Source organism: Nocardia higoensis NBRC 100133, from assembly GCF_000308595.1.
GTDB lineage: Bacteria > Actinomycetota > Actinomycetes > Mycobacteriales > Mycobacteriaceae > Nocardia > Nocardia higoensis.
In genome coordinates, this window is record NZ_BAGA01000179.1 from 1 (window position 1) to 19,100 (window position 19,100).

A 19,100-nucleotide genomic window follows, 5' to 3' on the forward strand; every position below is an offset into this window, starting at 1 on the left:
CCGAACGACGCGGCGAAGTAGATGCCGGCCAGGGTGCCGCGGAATCCTTCGCCGAAATCGGTGAGCAGCGGGGCCGCCGCGGCCAGATCGCCCGGCACCGTTCCGGTCTGGCGCAGCACCGGTTGGACGGCGTTGAACAGGTCGGTGAGGTTTCCCGACTGCTGCAACAACGTGCCCGCCAGCAGCTCGCCCGCCCGGGACAGATCGCCGAGCACCCACGGATCCTCCGGCAGCGCGACGTCGACGGTGGCGAAGATGGCGCGGATCTGTTCGGGCTCGACCTGTTCGAGCATCGTGGTCAGGCGCTGGGACAGTTCGTCGAAAGTGGTCGGCACGGAGACCTTTTCGGCCGGTATCTCGGCGCCGTCCTCCAGATACGGGCCGGTCGAGGTCTGCGGCAGCACCGACAGATAGGCCTCGCCCAGCGCGGACAAATTGTCCACGCGGTAGCGGCTGTCGGCCGGGATGCCGGTCTCGCCGTCGTAGTTCCAGTCGACGGTGATCCCGGCCGCCGAGGCGTGCACGGCGGTCACATGGCCGACCGCGACGCCGCGCACCAGCACACGTGACCCGGCGACCAGCCCGTTGGTCTCCGGGATGACCATGCTCGCGGTGCGCACCTCACCGAAAGCGTCGTGCTCCAGACCGATCCGGCCGAGATACACCAGCGACGAGGCGGCGATAGCCACCATGCCCAGGACCGACAGCGGGGTTTTCAGGTTCATCGCACAGCTCCCAGCATCCGCAGCAGGTTCTCCACATCCGCGACGATCTGGTCGCCCTGGGAGGACTCGATGGATCGGAGATTCACCGACGGGTTCTCGGCGAACGGCAGCACCGTCAGGCGCAGGAAGTCCGACAATTTCGCCGTGGTGACCGTGCCCTCGTCCCAGATCTCGCGCACGACACCGCCGGTCGCGGCCAGCGAGTTCAGCATCGGCACCAGCCACAGGCCGCCCTCGTAGACGCTGCCGACCGAGGGCAGGATCTGGCTGATGTAGGAGACGATATTGACCGCGACACGCCGCCAGTAGTGCTCGGCCTCCTGCGAGAAGATCGTGGTCAGCATCTCCGAGCGTGAGTTCACCGCCACCGCGGTGGCGTCGAAACCGTTCAGCAGGCGGTCGATCTCGCCGGTGTCGCCCGCCAGGTCGCGCAGGTCGGTGGCCACCACCGAGGCCAGTCGCTGCACATCGTGCTGTGCGGGCATGACGCCGTTGATCCGGCCCATGGCGTCCTGGATGCGCTGGATGCTGCCGCCGTTGACGAAATACGCCAGCACCGCCATGGTGTCCTCGAGCTGCGGCGGCGAGCTGGTGCGCTCGACGGGAATGGTTGCCTCCGGCGCCAGGAACGGGCCCGCGGTGTCGACTTCGCCGTGGTCGAGGGCGATATAGGTGTCGCCGAGCAGGGTGTCCTGTCGGATGACCGCCCGCACATCGGTGGGTACCTGCAAACCCTCCTTCAGTTTCACGGTGACCTTCACCGTGTCCGGCTGGACGGCGACCTCACGCACTTCACCGACCCGCAGGCCGTCCATCATGACGTCCGCGCCGCCGGGCAGATTCATGATGCCGGCGAACTCGATGTACATGGCGTGGCCGTCGCCGATGCCGCCGCGCACCGAGGGCAGATCGTCCGGGCCGAGCGAGCAGGCGCTGGTGGCGAGCACGCCGCAGCACAGCGCGGCGAGGGCGGTCCGGCGGAGCTTCGCGATCCTGGTCATCGGGCGCCTCCTCCGAGCAGCAGGTCCAGCGGGCCGCCCGCGGCAGGCTGGTAGGACAGCGTCATCGAGCCGTCGGCACCGGTCTGCTGTCGCAGCAATGCCGCGACGGCCGGGATCGACTCGACCAGGGCGCGCAGATCCCCCGCCCGGCCCGCCGCCAGCTGGACGGCCTCGGTGACGGGGCCGTGCAACGCGGGCCACAGCAGGTCGCCGTAGTTGGTGTGCACGTCGTGCAGGACGTTGACCACCCAGCCGACGCCGACACAGACGTCGATGACGCCCGGCCACAGGTCGATTCCCGCCGCGGCGACCGCGGGCATCTGGTCCAGGATGGATTGGATGGCGGGCCAGTTGGCCAGCGCGTCCTCGGTCAGCGGCGCCATGTCGCGGATGATCGCGCCCAAGTCGGCGATCAGCTGATCCGGATTGTTCGCCGCCGAGGCCGCGTGCAGCATCATCGCGCGAGCGTTCTCGCCCTGTCCGCGCAGCGCCTCCGACAGCCCGGATACCGCGGACCGGAAGCTCTCGGCACCGGTGTCGGGGCTCAGCTCGTCGATGAAATCGGCGGCCGAGCCGGTGATCTCGGAAATGCTCTTCGGGGTGTGGCTGCTGGCGAGCTGGATGCACGTGCCCGCCGCGAGCTGGGGGCCGTCCTGGTAGTTGCCGACCAGTTCCAGGCTGCGGTCGGCCAGGATCGACTTGGACCTGGTCACCGCCTGCACGCCGGCCGGTATACGGCGACCCGAATCGAGGGTGAAGCCGACCCGCACATGGTCGCCCTTTTCCTCGATCGAATCGACGACCCCGATCCGGACCCCCATCTGCGTCACCGGGTTGCCCTCGTAGAGGCCGATCGCGTCGGGCATCTGCGCGCAGTAGCCGCTGAGCTGTTCGGGCTCGGTGTCGAGCACCGTGAATCCTACCGCCCCCGCGGTGGCGATACCGGTGAGCACCAGCGCTCCGGCCAGCTGAATTCTCTTCCGCTGCATATCAACACGTCCGTCCGGGAAGTGGGACACAGATCTCCGAGGCCAGCACGGTGCCGCCGCGCACGGCGGCCAGACCGTCCGGGCCCAGCCAGGCCATCAGCTGATCGCGCAGGCTCATCAGCTGGTCCATGGCAGGCCCCATGTCCGCGGTGAAGTCGGCGATGGAGGTGCGCGCCCGATCGGCGGCGTCGATGACCTCCTGCCGGTGGTCGAGGTAGTACGCCTCGATCGGCTGCAGCCGCATGAGCACCTCGCCGAGCAGGCGGTAGGCCTCGTTGAAGCCGACGTGGGTGTTGTTGTAGGTGGTCACGACCATGTCGACCTGCCGGACCAGATCGAAGACGAACTCGCGGTCGGCCTCGAAGGAGTGCAGATATTCCGAAGCGAGATCGGCGATCTCACGCACCTGCTGCCGCTGCCGGTCCATCACCGCGGCGATGCTGTTCATGCCGGAGATCATCGAGCCCACCGAGGTGGTGTTGTGCTCGAGCGCGGCGGCGACCTGCTCGATGTCGGCGTCGATGGTCGCGCCCTCGACCCGGTCGGTCACCGTCGGCGCGGCCTGCAGGACGTCGCCGATCGAGTACGGGACGGTCACATTGCTGCTGGGGATCACCGCATCGCCGAGCGGCTCGTCGCCGAGCGGGATGAGGGTCACCGCGTAGCCGCCGACCGGGGTCAGCATCCGCACTTCGACCCGGGATTCGTCGCCGACGACCGTGGTGTCGTCGATGCGGGCCTCGACCGCGACCACATCGGGACGCAGCGCGATCGAGGTGATCTTGCCGACCGCGACACCGGCGACACGCACCTCCAGCCCGGGCGAGAGCGCCGAGGCGTCGGTCGTCTCGAACGTGATGGTCCGCTGCCCGGCGGGGCGCAGGTAGAGCAGCGTGGTCGCTCCCAGCAGGATCACCGCCACCAGCACGACCGCCACACCGAGTCCGACCTCGCTGTGCGTGAGCCGGTGCAGCGCCTTTGTCACCGTGGTGCGCACAGGACGACCTCGCTTCCGTTGAGCAGCACCTTGACCTCCGTGGGGAGTTGGGCGACGCCGTTGCTGCACTGCAGCGCGCCGGCGGCCGGGGTGGACAGTTGCGGCAGCTGCAGTCCCGCGAGAGCGGGCGGCAGCAGGCTCAGCGCCTCGGCCGCGTCGGGGATGGAGGCGAACGCCTGGCCGACCAGCTGTTCGACGTTCAGATCGCGGGTGAGGCCGAGCTGGATCAGCAACTGGTGCACCGGGGTGAGGAACTCCGGACCGAAGGCCGCCGTCTTGGGGAACTCGGTGAGCACCGTCATCGCCTTGGCGATCGGGAAGCTCAGCGAATGCATGAACTCGTTCACCTGCGGCGAGCGCCCGCCCATGGAGTCGGCGACCCGCGCCATGTTGTCCACCAGGGTGGCGATGACCTGCTCGCGGTCGTGCGCGAGATCGGCCAGGCGCGCGACGTTGTCGAGCATCGGGGTCAGGCCGCCGCCGTCGCCCTGCAGCAGGGTGAGCGCGTTCTCCATGAAGGCGTTGACCTCGTCGGTGCTCATGGTGCTCAGCACCGGCTGCAGGCCGTTGAACAGCTCGGTGATGTCGAACGACGGCCGGGTGACCTCCGCGGACAGGTGATCGACCGGGCTGCCGGGCTGGTCGGCTTGATCGAGGTCGATATAGCGGACGCCGGTGAGGTTCTGGTACTTCACCGCCAGCACCGTGTTGTCGTAGAGCTCGTAGTCGGTATCGAGGGTGAACTCCACCCTGGCGACCGAACGGCCCAGCTCGTGCACCAGCTCGATGTCGTGGATCTTGCCGATCCGCACACCCTTCGTCCGGATGTCGCCGTTGACGTGCAGACCGGAGGCGTCGGTGAATTCCGCCGTATAGGAACGGGTTTCGGTGTCGAGCGGGTTCTTGATGGCGCTGAGCACCACCGCGAACAGGGCGATCGCGACGACCACCGCGACGCCGAGCTTGGCCAGCGTCACCGTCATCTGCGTGCGCGGGCTCATCGGGCACCCTCCTGGGCGGGCAGGCCGAGCACGCCGAGCGGCCCGGACAGCATCGGCAGGTCGTCGAGCACCAGGCGCAGGTTCAGCGTCTTCGCGCCCTCGGGGCCGCTGAACGCCGCGTTGTAGCCGTCGACCAGTTCCCGCAGCTTCGCCGGGGTGCTGCCGTCGTCGAGGATGTGCGGCATGGCATCGGTCAGCGCTTTCACGAGCAGGGTGACCGGGGTGACCTCGCTGCCGTGCGAGGCCAGCAGGCTGCCCGCCTTGCCGAACAGGCTGTTGGCGGCCAGGCCGAGGCCCGCGTCGCTGTAGTCCATGAACTCGTCGTCGACGCCGGTCGAACCGTCCGGCCTGCGGTTGTAGTCGCTGTCGTAGACGATCCCGAGCGTATCGACGGCCTCGGTGCTGAAGCCGGGGAGCACGGCGAGGATGTCGTTGATGTAGCGCAGTTGCTCGGTGGGCAGCGCCTGCTGGGTCTCGGCGACCCGGTCGGCGAAGATGATGCCGGACTGGATGAGCGGGGTCAGGCCGTCGGTGTAGCGCACCGCCTCGTCGAGCGCGGCGACCATATTGTTGGTCAGCGTCCCGTCGATGGCGACCGAGCCCTTCTCGAGCATGGTGGACATGGTGAAGTCGCCGGCCGGGGTGCGGTCGAGGGTGCTGCCGTCGGTCAGGGCATTACCGCCGGGGCTGCTCACCAGACCGACCGCGGTGATGCCGAAATAATTCTGTGGGCGGAAGTCCAGCTCGAAAGAGTTGGTCAGACCGTCGATCTCGGCCGGATCCAGCAGCAGGCTCATCCGGACCGTGCCCGCGTCGGGCCGGTCCAGCGCCGTCACCTCGCCGACCTCGGCGCCGTGCAGCAGCACCTTGGTGCCCGATCCGACGCCCGGACCGACATAGGGCAGCTCGACGTCGAGCGCGAGGCCGTCCGGCTCGTCGAAATGCGGCCGGACCCAGACCGCGCCGACCACCGCGACCGCGGCCAGCGCGAGCGCCGCGACCGCCGATCCGTGCACGACGCGGGCCTGGCGTCTGTCGTCGCCGCGTACGAAATCCTGGTTACGTGTTTTCCCCATCGACCTATCCTTTGAAGACCAGCAACGGGCTCAGACCCCAGATCGCGACGGTCATGGCGAAGTTCAGTACGACGATCGCCACGAGACTGGCCCGGATGGCCCGTCCCGATGCCGAACCGACGCCGGCGGGGCCGCCGGTCGCGAAATAGCCGTAGTAGCAGTGGATGATGGTGACGACCGCGCAGAAAGCGACCGCTTTGATCACCGAGGCCACCAGATCGGGAATGCTGAGGAACTGCGCGAAATAGTGGTCGTAGGTGCCCTCCGGTTGGCGGTGGAACACCTTGACGATGAAGGCGCCGGTGAAGAAGCTGACCACCAGGCCCATCAGGTAGCCCGGCAGCACCACCAGCATGCTGCCCAGCAGGCGGGTGCCGACGACGAACGGAATCGCCTGCAGCCCCATGGATTCGGTGGCGTCGATCTCCTCGGAGATCCGCATGGCGCCGATCTCGGCCGTCATCCGGCAGCCCGCCTGGGCGGCGAAGCCGATGCCGGTGATGATCGGGGCGATCACGCGGATATTGCCGAAGGAGCCGATGATGCCGGTCAGTGCGCCGAAGCCGAGCAGGTTCAGCGCCATGAACGCCTCGATGGCCACCACCGCGCCCACCGCGACACCGAGGAAGAACATCAGGCTGATGACACCGCCGTCGACGACCAGCGAGCCGCTCCCCCAGGCCATGTCGTTCATGGTCTTGACCGTCTGGCGACGGTAGTGCTTGACGGTCTTGGGAAGCAGCCAGATCACCTTGGCGGTGAAGAGGACGACCTGACCGATCTCGTCGAGGAATCCTGTTGTGGCGCGCTGTGTCCCGCGCGCTACCTTGCCGCCGATCATGCGAGCCGGGCCGGGAAGAACATCATCTGCAGCTGGCTCACGAGCAGGTTCGTGATGAAGATGCAGAAGACGCTGAGGACCACGGAGGCGTTGACCGCGTTGGCCACACCCTTCGGGCCGCCCTTGGCCTCCAGCCCGCGCAGGCTCGCGATGAGCACCACGATGGCGGCGAAGAGCAGGGCTTTGAGCACCGAGAAGGCCAGGTCGGTGGGAGTGGCGAAGGCGCCGAAGGACTGCCAGAAGCTGCCCGGCACCACGTTGTTGACGTTGGCCGAGATGAGCAGCCCGGCGAAGACGCCGGCGAAGATGATGAGAATGCACAGGATCGGCGCGACCGCGATCATGGCCAGGAAGCGTGGCATGACCAGTCGTTCGACCGGATCGACGCCCATGACGCGCATGGCGTCGATCTCCTCCCGGACCGCCCGCGCGCCCAGATCGGAAGCGATGGCCGAGGCCGCGGCCCCGCTCATCAGCAGGCCGGCGGCCATCGGCGCGCCCTGGCCGACGACGCCGAGGCCGCTGGCCGCACCGGCCAGCGAGTTCGCGCCGACCTGGTTCATGATGCCGCCGACCTGGACCGAGACCTCGGCGCCGATCGGGACGGCCATCAGCAGTGCGGGCAGAGCGGTCACCTTCAGCAGCGACCACATCTGGTCCACGAGTTCGCCAACCGGCATACGGAGCCGGACGGTGTCGACTACGGAGTAGCGGACCACCGCTGCGGTCAGCTGGGCCGAGCGGCCCAGAGTGGCCAGGCTCTTGGCCGGCGTGGTGACGAGATAGTCGGCGGCGCGAGAGACGATCGGGACGTGGACTGTGCTCACTTTCCGGCACCTCCTTTGGTGGGAGTCGTTTGTTGCCACGATGATGTGAAGCGCCGGGCGGAAAACGCACACGCCCGTTGACGACGTCGCTCGGTTCGCGACGAGCACCGCGTAGCGCGGCCGGCGAACTGTGATACAAACAACGTCTGACGTCAGAAGTTATATGAATCACCGCGTCAGCGCAATACCCGAAGTGATACCTGTTGCAAAAGAGCCGAATGGCCCCATGACAGAGCGCGCAGACGGCAACGACCCCGAGGGAGCGGTGCCACAGGGCAGACCGCTCCGCCGGGGTCGTGCGGAATTCAGTCGAGTGTCGAGCGCCGGTCAGCGCACCTTCTCGAAGCGCTCGGAGATGTCGCGATACTCCTCGCGGATGGCGGTTTTGGACAGCTTGCCGCTGGGCAGCCTGGGCAGCGGCTCGTCCCGGATCACCACATAGCGGGGCACCTTGTAGTCGGCCACCAGGCCGCGGTAGTGCTCGACGATGCGAGCTTCGTCGAGGCTGTCGTCGCCCTTGACGATGACAGCGGGCGTCTCACCGAAGCGCTCGTCGCTCGCGGCGATCACCGCGACCTCCTCGACTCCGGGCAGGGTGCTGACGACCTGCTCCAGTTCCACCGGAGAGACATTGATGCCGCCGGTGATGATGAGATCCTTGAGCCGGTCGACGAACTTCAGCCTGCCGTCGGCGTCCCTGGTGCCCAGATCGCCGCTGTGCAGCCAGCCGTCGGCCAAGGCGGTGGCCGTGGACTCCGGATCGTTCCAGTAACCGGGGGTCACGCCGGGACCGCGCAGCAGGATCTCGCCTTCCTCGCCCGGCGCGGCCTCGGTGCCGTCGGAGCGGACCACCTTCAGTTCGGTGAAGATCGAGCCGTTGCCGCAGGAGTCCGGATGGTCGGCCGCTTCCTGCAGCAACGTCGCGGTGGCGACGCCGCCCGCCTCGGTCATGCCGTAGATCTGCCGCAGCGCCACCCCCTTGTCCGCCCACCGCTCCAGCAGCGACACCGGCACGGCGGCGCCGCCGACGATGGCTGTGCGCAGCGAGCTCAGGTCCGCCTCCTGGAACTCCGGCGCCCGCGAGATCGCCTCGAAGATGAGCGGGACGCCGAAGATGGCCTGCACCTTCTGTTCCCCGAGCAGGCGTGCGGCGCGGCCGGGCACCAGCTCCTTCTCGATGACGATGGTGCCGCCGAGCACCACGGTCATCAGCAGGCCCCAGACCAGGCCGGGGGTGAACACCAGCGGCAGCACCAGCAGCGTCGTGGTGCCCGGACGCAAGCCCTCCTCGGTGAGCGAGGCCTCGAACACGATATTGAGCAGCGTGCGGTTGGTGCAGATGACGCCCTTGGACAGGCCGGTGGAGCCGCTGGTGAACAGCAGGGCGGTGGGCTCGTCCGGTTCCAGATCGACGCGGAAGTCCTCGGGCTCGCCCTCGCGGACCGCGATGAACTCACCGAAACCGATCGCGGTGAAGTCGTCGCCGAGCGCCCGGGTCGCGTCGAGGGTTTCGCCGAACTCCTCGGGCGCCACCACGACCTTCGCGCCCGCGTCGTCGAGCACCTTGCGCAACTCGGCGGGACGCAGCCGCGGGTTCAACGGGACCAGTACCGCACCGGCCTTCAGTACGCCCAGGGCGATGACCGGCCACTCGAGCGAATTCGGGCCGAGAACGCCCACCCGCTCACCCCGCTGCACCCCACGCTCGGCCAGCGAGCGCGCGATGCGGCCCGACCAGTCGTGCAGGTGCCGGTAGGTCAGCGAGGCGTCGTCCACGACGATCGCGGTCCGATCCCCTTTCGACCGAGCCCACCAGGCCAGGGCGGATCCGATGGTCGCTGCCATGTCGTCCTCGACTTTCTCGTTACGTTGATCATGCTCGCGCGAACACCTGACAAAAAGTGATGTCCGTCACCGATTAATCTAACGACAGTAGTTTAAGTGATGCAAGAGCTGGGCGGGACTGTTTTCGTAACTCTCGGAAACACCATCCGCACGGACGTCCGAGGGCCGATATTCAGCCGCGCGGAAACAACGGGGGGTCGATCCATTCGCCGATCTGATAGCAGGCGTGCGCGTCTTCCTGCTCGAACGACAGCAGCCGCAGCATACGTAGCGCGCCCTCGTTGTCGGGGTCCACACGCATCTGCGCCACCTGCGCGCCCTCGGCGGCCAGTTCGGTCAGGGCGCGGGTCAGCAACCTCGCCCCGAGGCCGCCGCCCCGCGCTGCGGTGTCCAGGACGAGCGCGTGCACCCTGGCGGTACGCAATTCCAGATGGATGCGCTGGCTCGGATCGAACCAGACGAAGCCCACGTCGCAGCCGTCCGGCCCGGTCGCCAGGAGCACCCCGCCGGAGCGATCGGCGAATTCGGCGGAGAACTGCTCGAACTGGGATTTCGTCAGGCCGCCGCGGGCGAGCACGTCGGTCACTCGCTTCGCCGTCGCGGGGTCGGCCAGGTCGTGCGCGGCGATGCTCACGTCACCGGGACCGTCATCGACTGTCAACGGCACCGCCATCGGGCCCGACAGGTGCCGCAGCACGGTCCAGAGCCTGGCCACCGGCCGCACGCCGAAGCGCCGGGTGAGCCGTTCCGAGGCGGGGTGGCTGCCGAAGGCCCAGCCGCGCAGCGACGTCGCGCCGGTGCCGCACCATCCATCCCGCGCCGACACCTCCAGGCCGAGTTCCTCGACCAGCGAGGTGGCGACCCCGCGCGACCGGTAGCGGGGATGGACCACCAGCGCCGCACTGCCTTGTCCGTGCTCGTCGATGCTCAGGTGCAGGTAGGCGACCATCACCACCGGCGCGTCCGGTCGGATGCTCAGCTCCCGGCGCGCCTTGACCGGCAGATGCCGGACCGTGTGGCCCGGCCCGGATCCGGCGTGCACGAGCCGCGGATCGATGGTGGTGAACCCGGCTTCCGCGTCGTACTCGGCCGCCTCGGTCACCAGCTTCTCGGCCTCGGCCAGGTCCTCGTCGTCGAGACGTTCGCACCAGGCGTAGGAGATCATCGGCTCACCTCTTCATTCGTTCGGCCGTCCGACGGTCCGGTCGGCCGCTCAACGCCCGCTCCAGCGGGGCTGTCGTTTCTCGGCGAAGGCGCGCGGGCCTTCTTTGGCATCCGCGCTGGTCATCACGATCTTCGCCGCCGTGCGATTGACATCCCATTCCCCGGAGGACCAGCCGACCTGCCCCGCGGCGCTGTCGTGCAGCACCGTCTTGCTCTGCTGAACGGCCAGTGGCGCATTGGCCGCGATGACCGCGGCCATCTCCAGCGCCACGGTCAGCGCCGTACCCGCTGCCGCCACCTTGTTGACCAAACCCAGCTCGTAGGCACGCGCCGCCGAGACGGGCTGACCGGTCAGTGCGATCTCCGCCGCGACCTTGGCGGGCACCTGACGATGGATACGCAGCAGCCCGCCCGCGGCGGCGATGAGCCCGCGCCGCACCTCGGGCAGGCCGAGCGTGGCCGATTCGTCGATGACGGCCAGGTCCGCCGACAGCACGATCTCGGTGCCGCCGCCGAGCGCGAAGCCGTTGACCGCGGCGATCACCGGCTTGGGGATCCAGTGCCGCACGATGCCGGCGAAATCACGCTCGCGATGTTCGGGGTCGTAGATACTCCTGCCCGCGGCGATCTCCTTGAGATCCGCCCCGGCGCAGAAGGCTCGCCCCGCGCCGGTGATCACGACGACCCGCACGTCCGGATCGTCGGCGGCCCGGGCGAGCGCGTCACCCGCCGCGGCGGACAGCGCCGCGTTCACCGAGTTCATCGCATGGGGCCGATTGAGCGTGATGACGGCGATGTGGTCGCGCAGCTCGTACAGCGCTGCGGGTTCGGATAAGGACACGGACTCGGACACGGTGCCTCCTGGCGGAATCATGAAGTGGTGGACGACGTTCAGAGGTCGAGTACGAGCCGCGGGGTACAGCTGCGGGAGACGCAGACGAACATGACGTCGCCCGCATCCTGCTCCTCCTCGGTGAGGATCGAGTCGCGATGCTCCGGCGTGCCGCCGAGGACCGCCGCCTCACAGGTGCCGCAGGTGCCCTCCCGGCAGGAGAACTCGATATCGACGCCGCTGCGCTGGAGGGCCTCGAGCACCGACTCGGACTCCGCGACCTGCACCACGGTTCCGGTGCGGGCCAGCTCGACCTCGAACGCGCCGGCCGTCGAGGGTTCGATCTCCTTGGCCGCGAAACGTTCCGTGTGCAGCGTCGACCCGTCGCGGTCGCGGCACTCGGCTTCGATCGCCTGCAACAGCGGCTCGGGTCCACAGCAGTACACCGCGACTCCCGGCGCCGTCGCGTCGAGCGCGGCGCCGAGATCGAGCAGCCCGTGTTCGTCCTGCGGGCGTAGCAATACCCGGTCGGGATAGCGCCTGGTGAGCTCGTCGGCGAAGGCCATGCTCGCGAGACTGCGCCCGCCGTACAGCAGCCGCCACGGCAGTCCCCGCTCGTGTACCAGGGCCAGCATCGGCAGCAGCGGCGTGATGCCGATGCCGCCCGCGACAAACAGATACGACGCCGCCTCGGCGAGCGCGAAATTGTTGCGCGGACCGCCGATCTCGACCAGATCGCCGACCTGCAGCTTGTCGTGCACGTAGATCGAGCCGCCGCGGCCGTCCGGTTCGCGCAGCACCGAGATCCGCAGCGACGAGCTGTCGGCGGGGTCGCCGCACAACGAGTACTGCCGGACCACGTCGCCGAGCACCAGGTCGATATGGGCTCCGGGTTCCCATCCCGGCACCGAGCCGCCGTCCGGGTCGGCAAGCGTCACTGTGACGACGCCGTCGGCGGCCGGTTCCTTGGCGGTGACCCGCAACCGGCGGGCTGTCCGATCTTCGTCCATCGCGCTCCCGTTTCCTCGCTATCAGATGCCGTGCTAAATCTTATGCCGTTAGATTAAACGCAAGCAAGTGCGACGTAGACGCGGATTCCGCAAAAGGGGTTCCGTCGATCTATCTAAAGACATCAGATAATGGAGGAGGCCCTGATGGGCGCGGAGCACACATCCGGCACATCCGTACTCGATCTGTTCCGCTTGGACGGGCGCGTCGCGGTGGTGACCGGAGCGGGAAGCGGACTCGGAGCCGGAATCGCCCTTGCGCTGGCCGAGGCGGGCGCCGATGTCGTGGTCGCCGGACGGCGGCGCGACCGGCTCGAGCAGGTCGCGCGGTCGGTCGTCGACCGCGGGCGACGCTGTCTGGTCGCACCCACCGACGTCACCGACCCCGATCAGTGCGACGCACTGGCGCATCTCACCATGCGAGAACTCGGGCAGCTCGACATCCTGATCAACAACGCCGGAGTCAGCCACGTCGCGCCCGCGCTGCGCGAGCAGCCCGCCGACTACCGCAAGGTGCTCGACGTCAACCTCTTCGGCGCCTACTGGGCCGCCCGATCCTGCGCCGCGGCGATGCGGCCGGGCTCGAGCATCGTCAATGTCGCGAGCATGCTCGGGCTGGTGAAATCCGTACTCCCGCAGGCCGCGTACGCCTCGAGCAAGGCGGGACTGATCGGTCTCACCCGCGACCTGGCGAACCAGTGGTCCGGCCGCAAAGGCATCCGGGTGAACGCGATCGCGCCCGGCTTCGTGGAGACCGACATGATCGGCGAGATGTCCGAGCAGACGCTGGCGGATTTCCTGCGCGACTGCCCGCTCGGGCGCACCGCCACCCAGCGCGAAATCGATGCGGCCGTGGTGTTCCTGGCCGGTCCAGGCGCTGGCTACATCACCGGCTCGACCCTCGCGGTGGACGGTGGCACCTCCGGCCACTGAGTGGGCGCGCCGTCACCGATGTCGCGGAGCGGGGGGCATCTCGCCGCCCGCTACGATCAACCTCACGTCGCTAGGTAAAGGTCCTGGTTCGAGCCGAGTGGAAAGCCGCGTATGCCCCGACCGTCGCAACCGCTGATCAGCCGAGTATCGGTGGTGGCCGCCTCCATCGAGATCATCGACACCGAAGGCCTGGAGGCGTTCAGTCTGCCGAAACTGGCCAAGCATCTGGGGGTACGGGCACCCTCGCTCTACCACCACTTCGCGGACAAGTCGGAGATCCTGGCCGCGGTGGCCAGGCAGATCGCCGGCGCGGGACCGATCCCCCGCCGTCGCCCCGGCCCGGATTGGCCCGAGTTCTTCGTGACCCTCGCGCTGAACCTGCGCCGCTCCATCCTGCGCCATCGCAATGCCGCGCCCATCCTGCTGCAATACCTGCCCCGCGATCTGCTGATCGGCACCTACGAGGAGACCGCGCAGTTCCTCGCCGATTCCGGCGTGCCCGCCCATCTGCACGTACAGATCCTCGACGGCATGGAGCGGATCACCATCGGCGCCGCCCTCGCCGAGGCGATGCGGCCGCCGAGCACCCGCAGCACGATCTTCCCGAATGTCGATCCGAAGTCGCAGCCGGTGCTCAGCCGCGCCCTGGCCGAGAACACCCTCACCTCCAAGCAGCTCTTCGAGGAGATGGTGCGCAGCTTCCTGCGCGGCGTGACGCGCGACGAGACAAGGGAAGCCGCGCTGCCGGACTGAGGTTTCCCGTCCGAACCGGCCCCGTCGGCCCTGGTCACGCCAGGGCGGCGGGGCTTTTCGCTGCCCTGCCCAACCCCCGCCGATGATCCCGCCATTTACACCTAAACCTAAATGGGTTAGATTTAGCGACAAATCCGAACAGCTCAGAAGGTATTGGAGGAATGCCATGACCGAGGTCGGGGCTCCCCGCGAGGAACGCATCAGGCGGGCGCTGACGCATCTGCGCAACGACACCACCGACGAGTTCGAGGACATCACCTGGTTCACACCGGAGGAGTTCACCGATCCGGGGATCGCCAAGCGGGAGCGCGATCTGATCTTCGGGCGGTCGCCGTCGATCGTCGCGCACGGTTCGGAGATCCCCCGGGCAGGGGATTTCTTCACCCTGCAGATGCCGCGCAACAACATCATCGTGGTCCGCCAGCGCGACGGCGGCGTCAAGGCGATGGTCAACCTGTGCAGGCATCGCGGCGCGCTGGTGGAGAAGGAGGAGAAGGGCCGCTGCCGGCTGTTCTCCTGCCCGTACCACCGCTGGTCCTACGACATCGACGGCACGCTGCGCACCATCACCAGGGACAACACCTTCGGTGAACCCGAACGCGAAACGCTCGGGCTGATCGAGCTGCCGACCGAGGAACGCCACGGCTTCATCTGGGTGGTCGACGATGCCGATGCCACTATCGACGTGGCCTCCTGGCTCGGGCCGGAGATGGACGCCATCATGAGCACCTACGACCTCGAGTCGAAGGTCTGCGTCAAGGCCGAGGGCTTCGACGAGCCGGTGAACTGGAAGATCATGCAGGACGCCTTCCTGGACGGCTACCACATCCAGTACGCGCACCCGAACACCGCGGCCAAGCACATCCACACCAATGTGATGGCCTTCGAGGACTTCGGCAAGCACTGCCGGTTCATCGCCCCGCGCAAGTCGATCGACCGCTGGATCGAAGAAGATCCGGGCGACCGCAGCCTGGCGAACGATGTCACCGAGACGCACTTCCTGCTGCCGAACAGCACCCTGCTGCGTCAGCCCGACCACTTCCAGCTGCTCACCTTCCGTCCGCACCCGACCGATCCGCAGCGGTGCCGGATGGAGATGCGCCTGATCGTCCCCTCGATCGAGGATTCCGGGATGACCGAGGAGCGTTGGACCCGGTTGTGGGGCAAGAACTGGCAGATCCTGCTCGACGTGCTGCACGCCGAGGACTTCCCGCTGCTGCGCGACTCCCAGCGCGGCATGACCAGCGCCAGCGCGGGGCGGATGGTGCTCGGCCGCAACGAGGTTGCCAACCAGGTCTTCCGCCGGGAGACCCAGAAGCTGATGGAGCACTCCGGATGAGATCCGATCTGTTCGAGGCCGACCACGAACTGTTCGCCCAGACCGTGCGCGGCTTCGTCGAACGGCATGTCGTGCCGAAGATGGAGAAGTGGGACAGCGACCGGCTGATCGATCGGGACACCTGGCTGGCCGCGGGAGCGCAGGGCCTGCTGGGGCTGGCGGTGCCCGAGCAGTACGGCGGCGCGGGCGAGACCGACTACCGGTTCCGGGTGGTCGTCCAGTCCGAGATCGCCCGGGTCGGGGCCTCGGCCCTGCAGTCGGGCTTCTCGACCAACGACGACATCGTGCTCAATTATCTGCTGCGCCACGCGAACGACGAGCAGCGCGAGCGCTGGCTGCGCGGCTTCGCGACCGGCGAGACCATCGGCGCCATCGCCATGACCGAACCCGGCGCGGGCAGCGACCTGCGGGCCGTGCAGACCACTGCCGTCCCCGACGGCGACCACTGGGTGATCAACGGGTCCAAGACGTTCATCACCAGCGGCGTCCTGGCCGATCTGGTCATCGTCTTCGCGCTCACCGATCGCGAGGCGGGCTCGCGCGGGTTCAGCCTGTTCGTGGTCGAGGACGGCACGCCCGGCTTCTCCCGCGGCCGCAAGCTCGACAAGGTCGGCCTGCACGCCCAGGACACCGCCGAACTGTTCTTCGACGATGTCCGGGTGCCGAAGGCGAATCTGCTCGGCGAACTCGGCGGCGGCTTCGGGTATCTCATGCAGAGCCTGCCGCTGGAACGGCTCGGCATCGGCATCGCGGCCCAGGTATCCGCGGAGGCGGTCCTGAGCTGGACCCTGGACTACGTGCGCGAGCGCAAGGCGTTCGGTAAGCGAGTCGGGGAGTTCCAGGGCCTCGGGTTCACCCTCGCCGAATTGCAGACCGCCGTGGAGGTCTCGCGCGCCTACATCGATCGCTGCGTCCGGGAGTACAACGCCGGGACCCTCACCGCCGTGGACGCCGCCAAGGCCAAGCTGTGGGCGACCGAGCTGCAGGGCCGGGTGATCGACGCGGGGGTGCAGATGCACGGCGGCTACGGGTACATGATCGAGTACCCGGTGGCCAAGGCCTACATCGACGCTCGCATCCAGCGGATCTACGGCGGCACCAACGAGATCATGAAGGAGATCATCCATCGTGATCTGATGCGCGCCTGATTATCGGCGAACAACGCTGCGGCGGTGCGGACTCCGGTCCGCACCGCCGCTGTCGTCTGGTCCGACGCCGACCACGAGGCGATGCCGATGGCGGCGCCCACGGCCGTTCCGTCCTCGGAATGCTCGAGAGGCCGGTGCCGCATCGATGCGGCACCGGCCTCTCGAGCCAACAGGCAGACCCCGCTCAGGTCGTGGCCGCCGGGGGTTGCAGAACTCCGGCCTCGACGAGTTCGTCGATCCGCTCGTCGCTCAGGCCGAGCTCGTCGCGGCAGATCTGGCGGGTGTGCTCGCCGGCGACCGGCGCCTGCCGCAGCGGCGGTTCGGCGATATGGGCGAAGTGCCCGACGGAGGTGGCCGTCGGCAGCGGCGCGGGCATCAGGTCGTGGGACAGCCAGGCGAAGCTGCGGCGATCCTTCAGGTGCGGATCGGTGAGCAGTTCGGGCAGCCGGAGCATGGCGCCCGCGGGCACGCCGGCCTCCTGCAAGCGCTGCATGGCCTCCGTGGGCCGCAAGCGCGCCAGCCAGTCCGCGAGTACCCGGTCGGCCTCGGCTCGGTGCTCGATGCGCGCCGCGGCGGTGGCGAAGCGCGGATCGTCGGCCAGTTCCGGTGCACCGGCGAGTTCACACACGGCTGCCCATGCACGATCGGAACGCACTGTCACAGCGCACCATTCGTCGTCGCCCGCGCAGGCGTAGACGCCCGAGGGCGCGTGGTGGGGATCGGCGTTGCCGGTGGCGACGACCGACCCCGGGCGCAGCGACTCCAGCGTGAGCTGCACGCCCAGTTGCACCAGCGCGGTGTCGGCCTGGGCGATGTCGATGACGGCGCCCCGTCCGGTGCGCTCCCGGCGGACCAGCGCGGCGAGCACCGCCGCGGCGGCCACCTGGGCGGCGATGTGGTCGGGGTAGACGGTCATGCCGTCGCACAGCAGTTCCGGGTCGTGCGGGTAGCGCCACAGTGCGGACACTCCGCAGGAGGCGCGCACCAGCGGTCCGTATCCGAGCCGGTTGCTCCACCGGCCGCTGCCGCCGAAGGCGCTGCTCTCCGAAATCACCAGGCGGGGATTGAGAGCGAGCAGTTCCCGCGGTGCCAGCCCCATCGACGCCAGGGTGCCCGGCTTGAAGTTGGCCAGCACCACATCGGCGTCCTCGGCGAGCGCGCGGAACAACGCCAGACCTTCGGGACTGCGCAGATCCAGTCCGAGGCTGCGCTTGTTGCGATGCCCCCACGCCACCGAGGCGGCCAGTTTCGCGCCGCGCTTGGTCTGGCGCAGGCCGTCGGGAAAGGTCGCGTTCTCGATCTTGACGACATCGGCGCCGTAGTCGGCCAGCTGCCTGCTCAACTCGGCGCCGAACACGATCACGCCCAGGTCGAGCACGCGCAGGCCGGTCAGCGGGCGGTCAGCGGCCTGCGGACTGGTCCCCTCCCGCGTCCGGCCGGTCGGCCCGTTGTGGCCGGCCGCCGCAGGCATCCGCACGTCGCACCACGGGTCGACCAGCCCGTCGTGCTCCCCCGCCACCGGCGCGGGCAGCCGGATACCGGCGCGCGCGCCGTCGATGCTCAGGTAGCCCGAGGGCACCCGAGCGGACAAGCCCGGAGCGAGTTCCGCATCGATCAACGCGCCCGACTCGACGAAATGCGGCTGGGTCAGCACCTCGGCGATGTCGTGCAGTCCGCCGAGCGGAATGCCGCGTGCGGCCCCCTCGGCGACCAGTTCGTTTCGGGTGAGCCCGGCGAACAGGCGGCCGATGAGCGGATGCAGCCGGTCAGCGGCGGCGAACCGGCCGGGGATCGTGTCGTATTTCGGGTCGGCGAACTCCTCCGGCGAGCCGAGCCACTCGAACATCGCCCGCCACTGCCGTTTCGCGAGCAGGCAGATGCGCACGTAACCGTCGGCGCACGCGAACACCGGATAGAAGTTCGCCGCGTTCGGGCGGTTGCGCGGGAAGTCCTCGGCCCTTCCCGCCGCGGCGGAGCCCTGGGTGCCGAAGCCGGGGTCGAACCCGTGCACCATCACCTCGAGTGCCGAAAGGTCGACGAATTCACCCTGCCCGCAACGGATCCGGCGATAGTAGGCGAGTACCGCCGACCAGGCCGCATGCGCGCCGACCGCCTCTTCGACCAGCCCGGCGGGCGGCAGCAACGGCGGCGCGTCGGGCGCACCGGAGCGCGACAGTGCCCCGCTCAGGGCGTAGAGCACCGGTTCGGTGGCGGTCCAGTCCGCATACGGCCCGTTGCTCCCGAAACCGGTGATCGAGACCCACACCAGCTCGGGACGCTCGGCGCGGAACCGATCGGCCGCGAGCCCGTACCCGGCCAGAGTTCCCGGCGCGAACGACTCGATCACGATGTCGGCGCCGGCGATCAGTTCGGCCAGCCGTTCACGCCCGGACTCGGTGCTCGGGTCGGCGGTCACCGCGAGCTTGTTGGCATTGCGCAGGGCGAACGGAATGCTGATGCCCTCGACGCGCGGCTCGGCCTGTCGTGACGCCGACCCGCGCACGGGTTCGGCGCGCACCACATGCGCTCCGAGATCGGCCAGGTACCGGCCGCACGATTCGCCGAGGCCGTCGGTCAGATCCAGTACGCGGACCCCGTCGAGCGGAAGCAGCACTGCCGCAT

Annotated in this window: 17 protein-coding genes; 4 read left to right on the plus strand and 13 right to left on the minus strand. The window is 68.5% G+C overall.

Annotated elements, in window-relative coordinates; all coding sequences use genetic code 11:
- From ON26_RS28820 to ON26_RS28875, 12 genes are all read right to left on the minus strand, one after another.
- Positions 1-725, minus strand: a 725-nt coding sequence (locus tag ON26_RS28820) for an MlaD family protein (protein WP_040801067.1), incomplete at its 3' end; no start/stop codon positions are given.
- Positions 722-1,726, minus strand: coding sequence for an MlaD family protein (locus tag ON26_RS28825; RefSeq protein ID WP_051027836.1), 1,005 nt, complete (start codon positions 1,724-1,726; stop codon positions 722-724). The genes ON26_RS28825 and ON26_RS28820, both read right to left, overlap by 4 nt.
- On the minus strand, positions 1,723-2,715 hold the full coding sequence (locus ON26_RS28830) for an MlaD family protein (protein WP_051027837.1): 993 nt from the start codon (positions 2,713-2,715) through the stop codon (positions 1,723-1,725). The genes ON26_RS28825 and ON26_RS28830 overlap by 4 nt, the downstream gene beginning before the upstream one ends.
- 1 nt (position 2,716) lies before the next feature.
- Positions 2,717-3,712, minus strand: a complete 996-nt coding sequence (locus ON26_RS28835; protein ID WP_083884434.1) for an MlaD family protein — start codon at positions 3,710-3,712, stop codon at positions 2,717-2,719.
- The gene (locus tag ON26_RS28840) at positions 3,697-4,713 is read right to left on the minus strand and encodes an MlaD family protein (RefSeq protein WP_040801068.1); all 1,017 of its coding nucleotides are present in this window, start codon (positions 4,711-4,713) and stop codon (positions 3,697-3,699) included. Before ON26_RS28840 ends, ON26_RS28835 begins: the two co-directional genes overlap by 16 nt.
- Positions 4,710-5,789, minus strand: a complete 1,080-nt coding sequence (locus ON26_RS28845) for an MlaD family protein (protein ID WP_040801072.1) — start codon at positions 5,787-5,789, stop codon at positions 4,710-4,712. Before ON26_RS28845 ends, ON26_RS28840 begins: the two co-directional genes overlap by 4 nt.
- Positions 5,790-5,793: 4 nt before the next feature.
- Positions 5,794-6,630 (minus strand): MlaE family ABC transporter permease, encoded by an 837-nt coding sequence (locus ON26_RS28850; RefSeq protein WP_040801075.1) that lies wholly within the window; start codon positions 6,628-6,630, stop codon positions 5,794-5,796.
- Positions 6,627-7,457, minus strand: coding sequence for an ABC transporter permease (locus tag ON26_RS28855; protein ID WP_373280970.1), 831 nt, complete (start codon positions 7,455-7,457; stop codon positions 6,627-6,629). The genes ON26_RS28850 and ON26_RS28855 overlap by 4 nt, the downstream gene beginning before the upstream one ends.
- Positions 7,458-7,784: 327 nt before the next feature.
- Positions 7,785-9,302: a class I adenylate-forming enzyme family protein gene (locus tag ON26_RS28860; RefSeq protein WP_040801077.1), complete on the minus strand. Its 1,518-nt coding sequence runs from the start codon at positions 9,300-9,302 to the stop codon at positions 7,785-7,787.
- A 172-nt stretch (positions 9,303-9,474) separates the two neighbouring features.
- Entirely contained in the window at positions 9,475-10,467 is a 993-nt protein-coding gene (locus ON26_RS28865; protein WP_040801078.1) for a GNAT family N-acetyltransferase, read from the minus strand.
- 48 nt (positions 10,468-10,515) lie between these two features.
- Positions 10,516-11,319, minus strand: a complete 804-nt coding sequence (locus ON26_RS28870; protein WP_040801127.1) for an enoyl-CoA hydratase-related protein — start codon at positions 11,317-11,319, stop codon at positions 10,516-10,518.
- Between the two features lie 38 nt (positions 11,320-11,357).
- Positions 11,358-12,308 (minus strand): PDR/VanB family oxidoreductase, encoded by a 951-nt coding sequence (locus ON26_RS28875; RefSeq protein ID WP_040801079.1) that lies wholly within the window; start codon positions 12,306-12,308, stop codon positions 11,358-11,360.
- 144 nt (positions 12,309-12,452) lie between these two features.
- On the opposite strand from ON26_RS28875, the gene ON26_RS28880 reads away from it, so the two are divergent.
- The 4 genes from ON26_RS28880 to ON26_RS28895 all read left to right on the plus strand — a co-directional run bounded on the left by ON26_RS28880 (position 12,453) and on the right by ON26_RS28895 (position 16,478).
- Positions 12,453-13,238, plus strand: coding sequence for an SDR family NAD(P)-dependent oxidoreductase (locus ON26_RS28880; protein WP_040801130.1), 786 nt, complete (start codon positions 12,453-12,455; stop codon positions 13,236-13,238).
- Between the two features lie 111 nt (positions 13,239-13,349).
- Entirely contained in the window at positions 13,350-13,991 is a 642-nt protein-coding gene (locus ON26_RS28885; RefSeq protein WP_040801080.1) for a TetR family transcriptional regulator, read from the plus strand.
- A gap of 166 nt (positions 13,992-14,157) precedes the next feature.
- On the plus strand, positions 14,158-15,330 hold the full coding sequence (locus tag ON26_RS28890) for an aromatic ring-hydroxylating oxygenase subunit alpha (protein WP_040801081.1): 1,173 nt from the start codon (positions 14,158-14,160) through the stop codon (positions 15,328-15,330).
- Positions 15,327-16,478, plus strand: coding sequence for an acyl-CoA dehydrogenase family protein (locus ON26_RS28895; protein WP_040801082.1), 1,152 nt, complete (start codon positions 15,327-15,329; stop codon positions 16,476-16,478). Before ON26_RS28890 ends, ON26_RS28895 begins: the two co-directional genes overlap by 4 nt.
- A 184-nt stretch (positions 16,479-16,662) precedes the next feature.
- Here ON26_RS28895 and ON26_RS28900 read toward each other — a convergent pair whose 3' ends face one another.
- Positions 16,663-19,092 (minus strand): CaiB/BaiF CoA transferase family protein, encoded by a 2,430-nt coding sequence (locus tag ON26_RS28900; RefSeq protein ID WP_040801132.1) that lies wholly within the window; start codon positions 19,090-19,092, stop codon positions 16,663-16,665.
- Between the last annotated feature and the right edge of the window lie 8 nt (positions 19,093-19,100).

Bases quoted from the DNA above. Each gene is read 5' to 3' on its own strand.
- ON26_RS28825 (WP_051027836.1), bottom strand. From the start codon at position 1,726: ATGACCAGGATCGCGAAGCTCCGCCGGACCGCCCTCGCCGCGCTGTGC.
- ON26_RS28830 (WP_051027837.1), bottom strand. From the start codon at position 2,715: ATGCAGCGGAAGAGAATTCAGCTGGCCGGAGCGCTGGTGCTCACCGGT.
- ON26_RS28840 (WP_040801068.1), bottom strand. From the start codon at position 4,713: ATGAGCCCGCGCACGCAGATGACGGTGACGCTGGCCAAGCTCGGCGTC.
- ON26_RS28845 (WP_040801072.1), bottom strand. From the start codon at position 5,789: ATGGGGAAAACACGTAACCAGGATTTCGTACGCGGCGACGACAGACGC.
- ON26_RS28850 (WP_040801075.1), bottom strand. From the start codon at position 6,630: ATGATCGGCGGCAAGGTAGCGCGCGGGACACAGCGCGCCACAACAGGA.
- ON26_RS28860 (WP_040801077.1), bottom strand. From the start codon at position 9,302: ATGGCAGCGACCATCGGATCCGCCCTGGCCTGGTGGGCTCGGTCGAAA.
- ON26_RS28865 (WP_040801078.1), bottom strand. From the start codon at position 10,467: ATGATCTCCTACGCCTGGTGCGAACGTCTCGACGACGAGGACCTGGCC.
- ON26_RS28875 (WP_040801079.1), bottom strand. From the start codon at position 12,308: ATGGACGAAGATCGGACAGCCCGCCGGTTGCGGGTCACCGCCAAGGAA.
- ON26_RS28880 (WP_040801130.1), top strand. From the start codon at position 12,453: ATGGGCGCGGAGCACACATCCGGCACATCCGTACTCGATCTGTTCCGC.
- ON26_RS28885 (WP_040801080.1), top strand. From the start codon at position 13,350: ATGCCCCGACCGTCGCAACCGCTGATCAGCCGAGTATCGGTGGTGGCC.
- ON26_RS28890 (WP_040801081.1), top strand. From the start codon at position 14,158: ATGACCGAGGTCGGGGCTCCCCGCGAGGAACGCATCAGGCGGGCGCTG.
- ON26_RS28895 (WP_040801082.1), top strand. From the start codon at position 15,327: ATGAGATCCGATCTGTTCGAGGCCGACCACGAACTGTTCGCCCAGACC.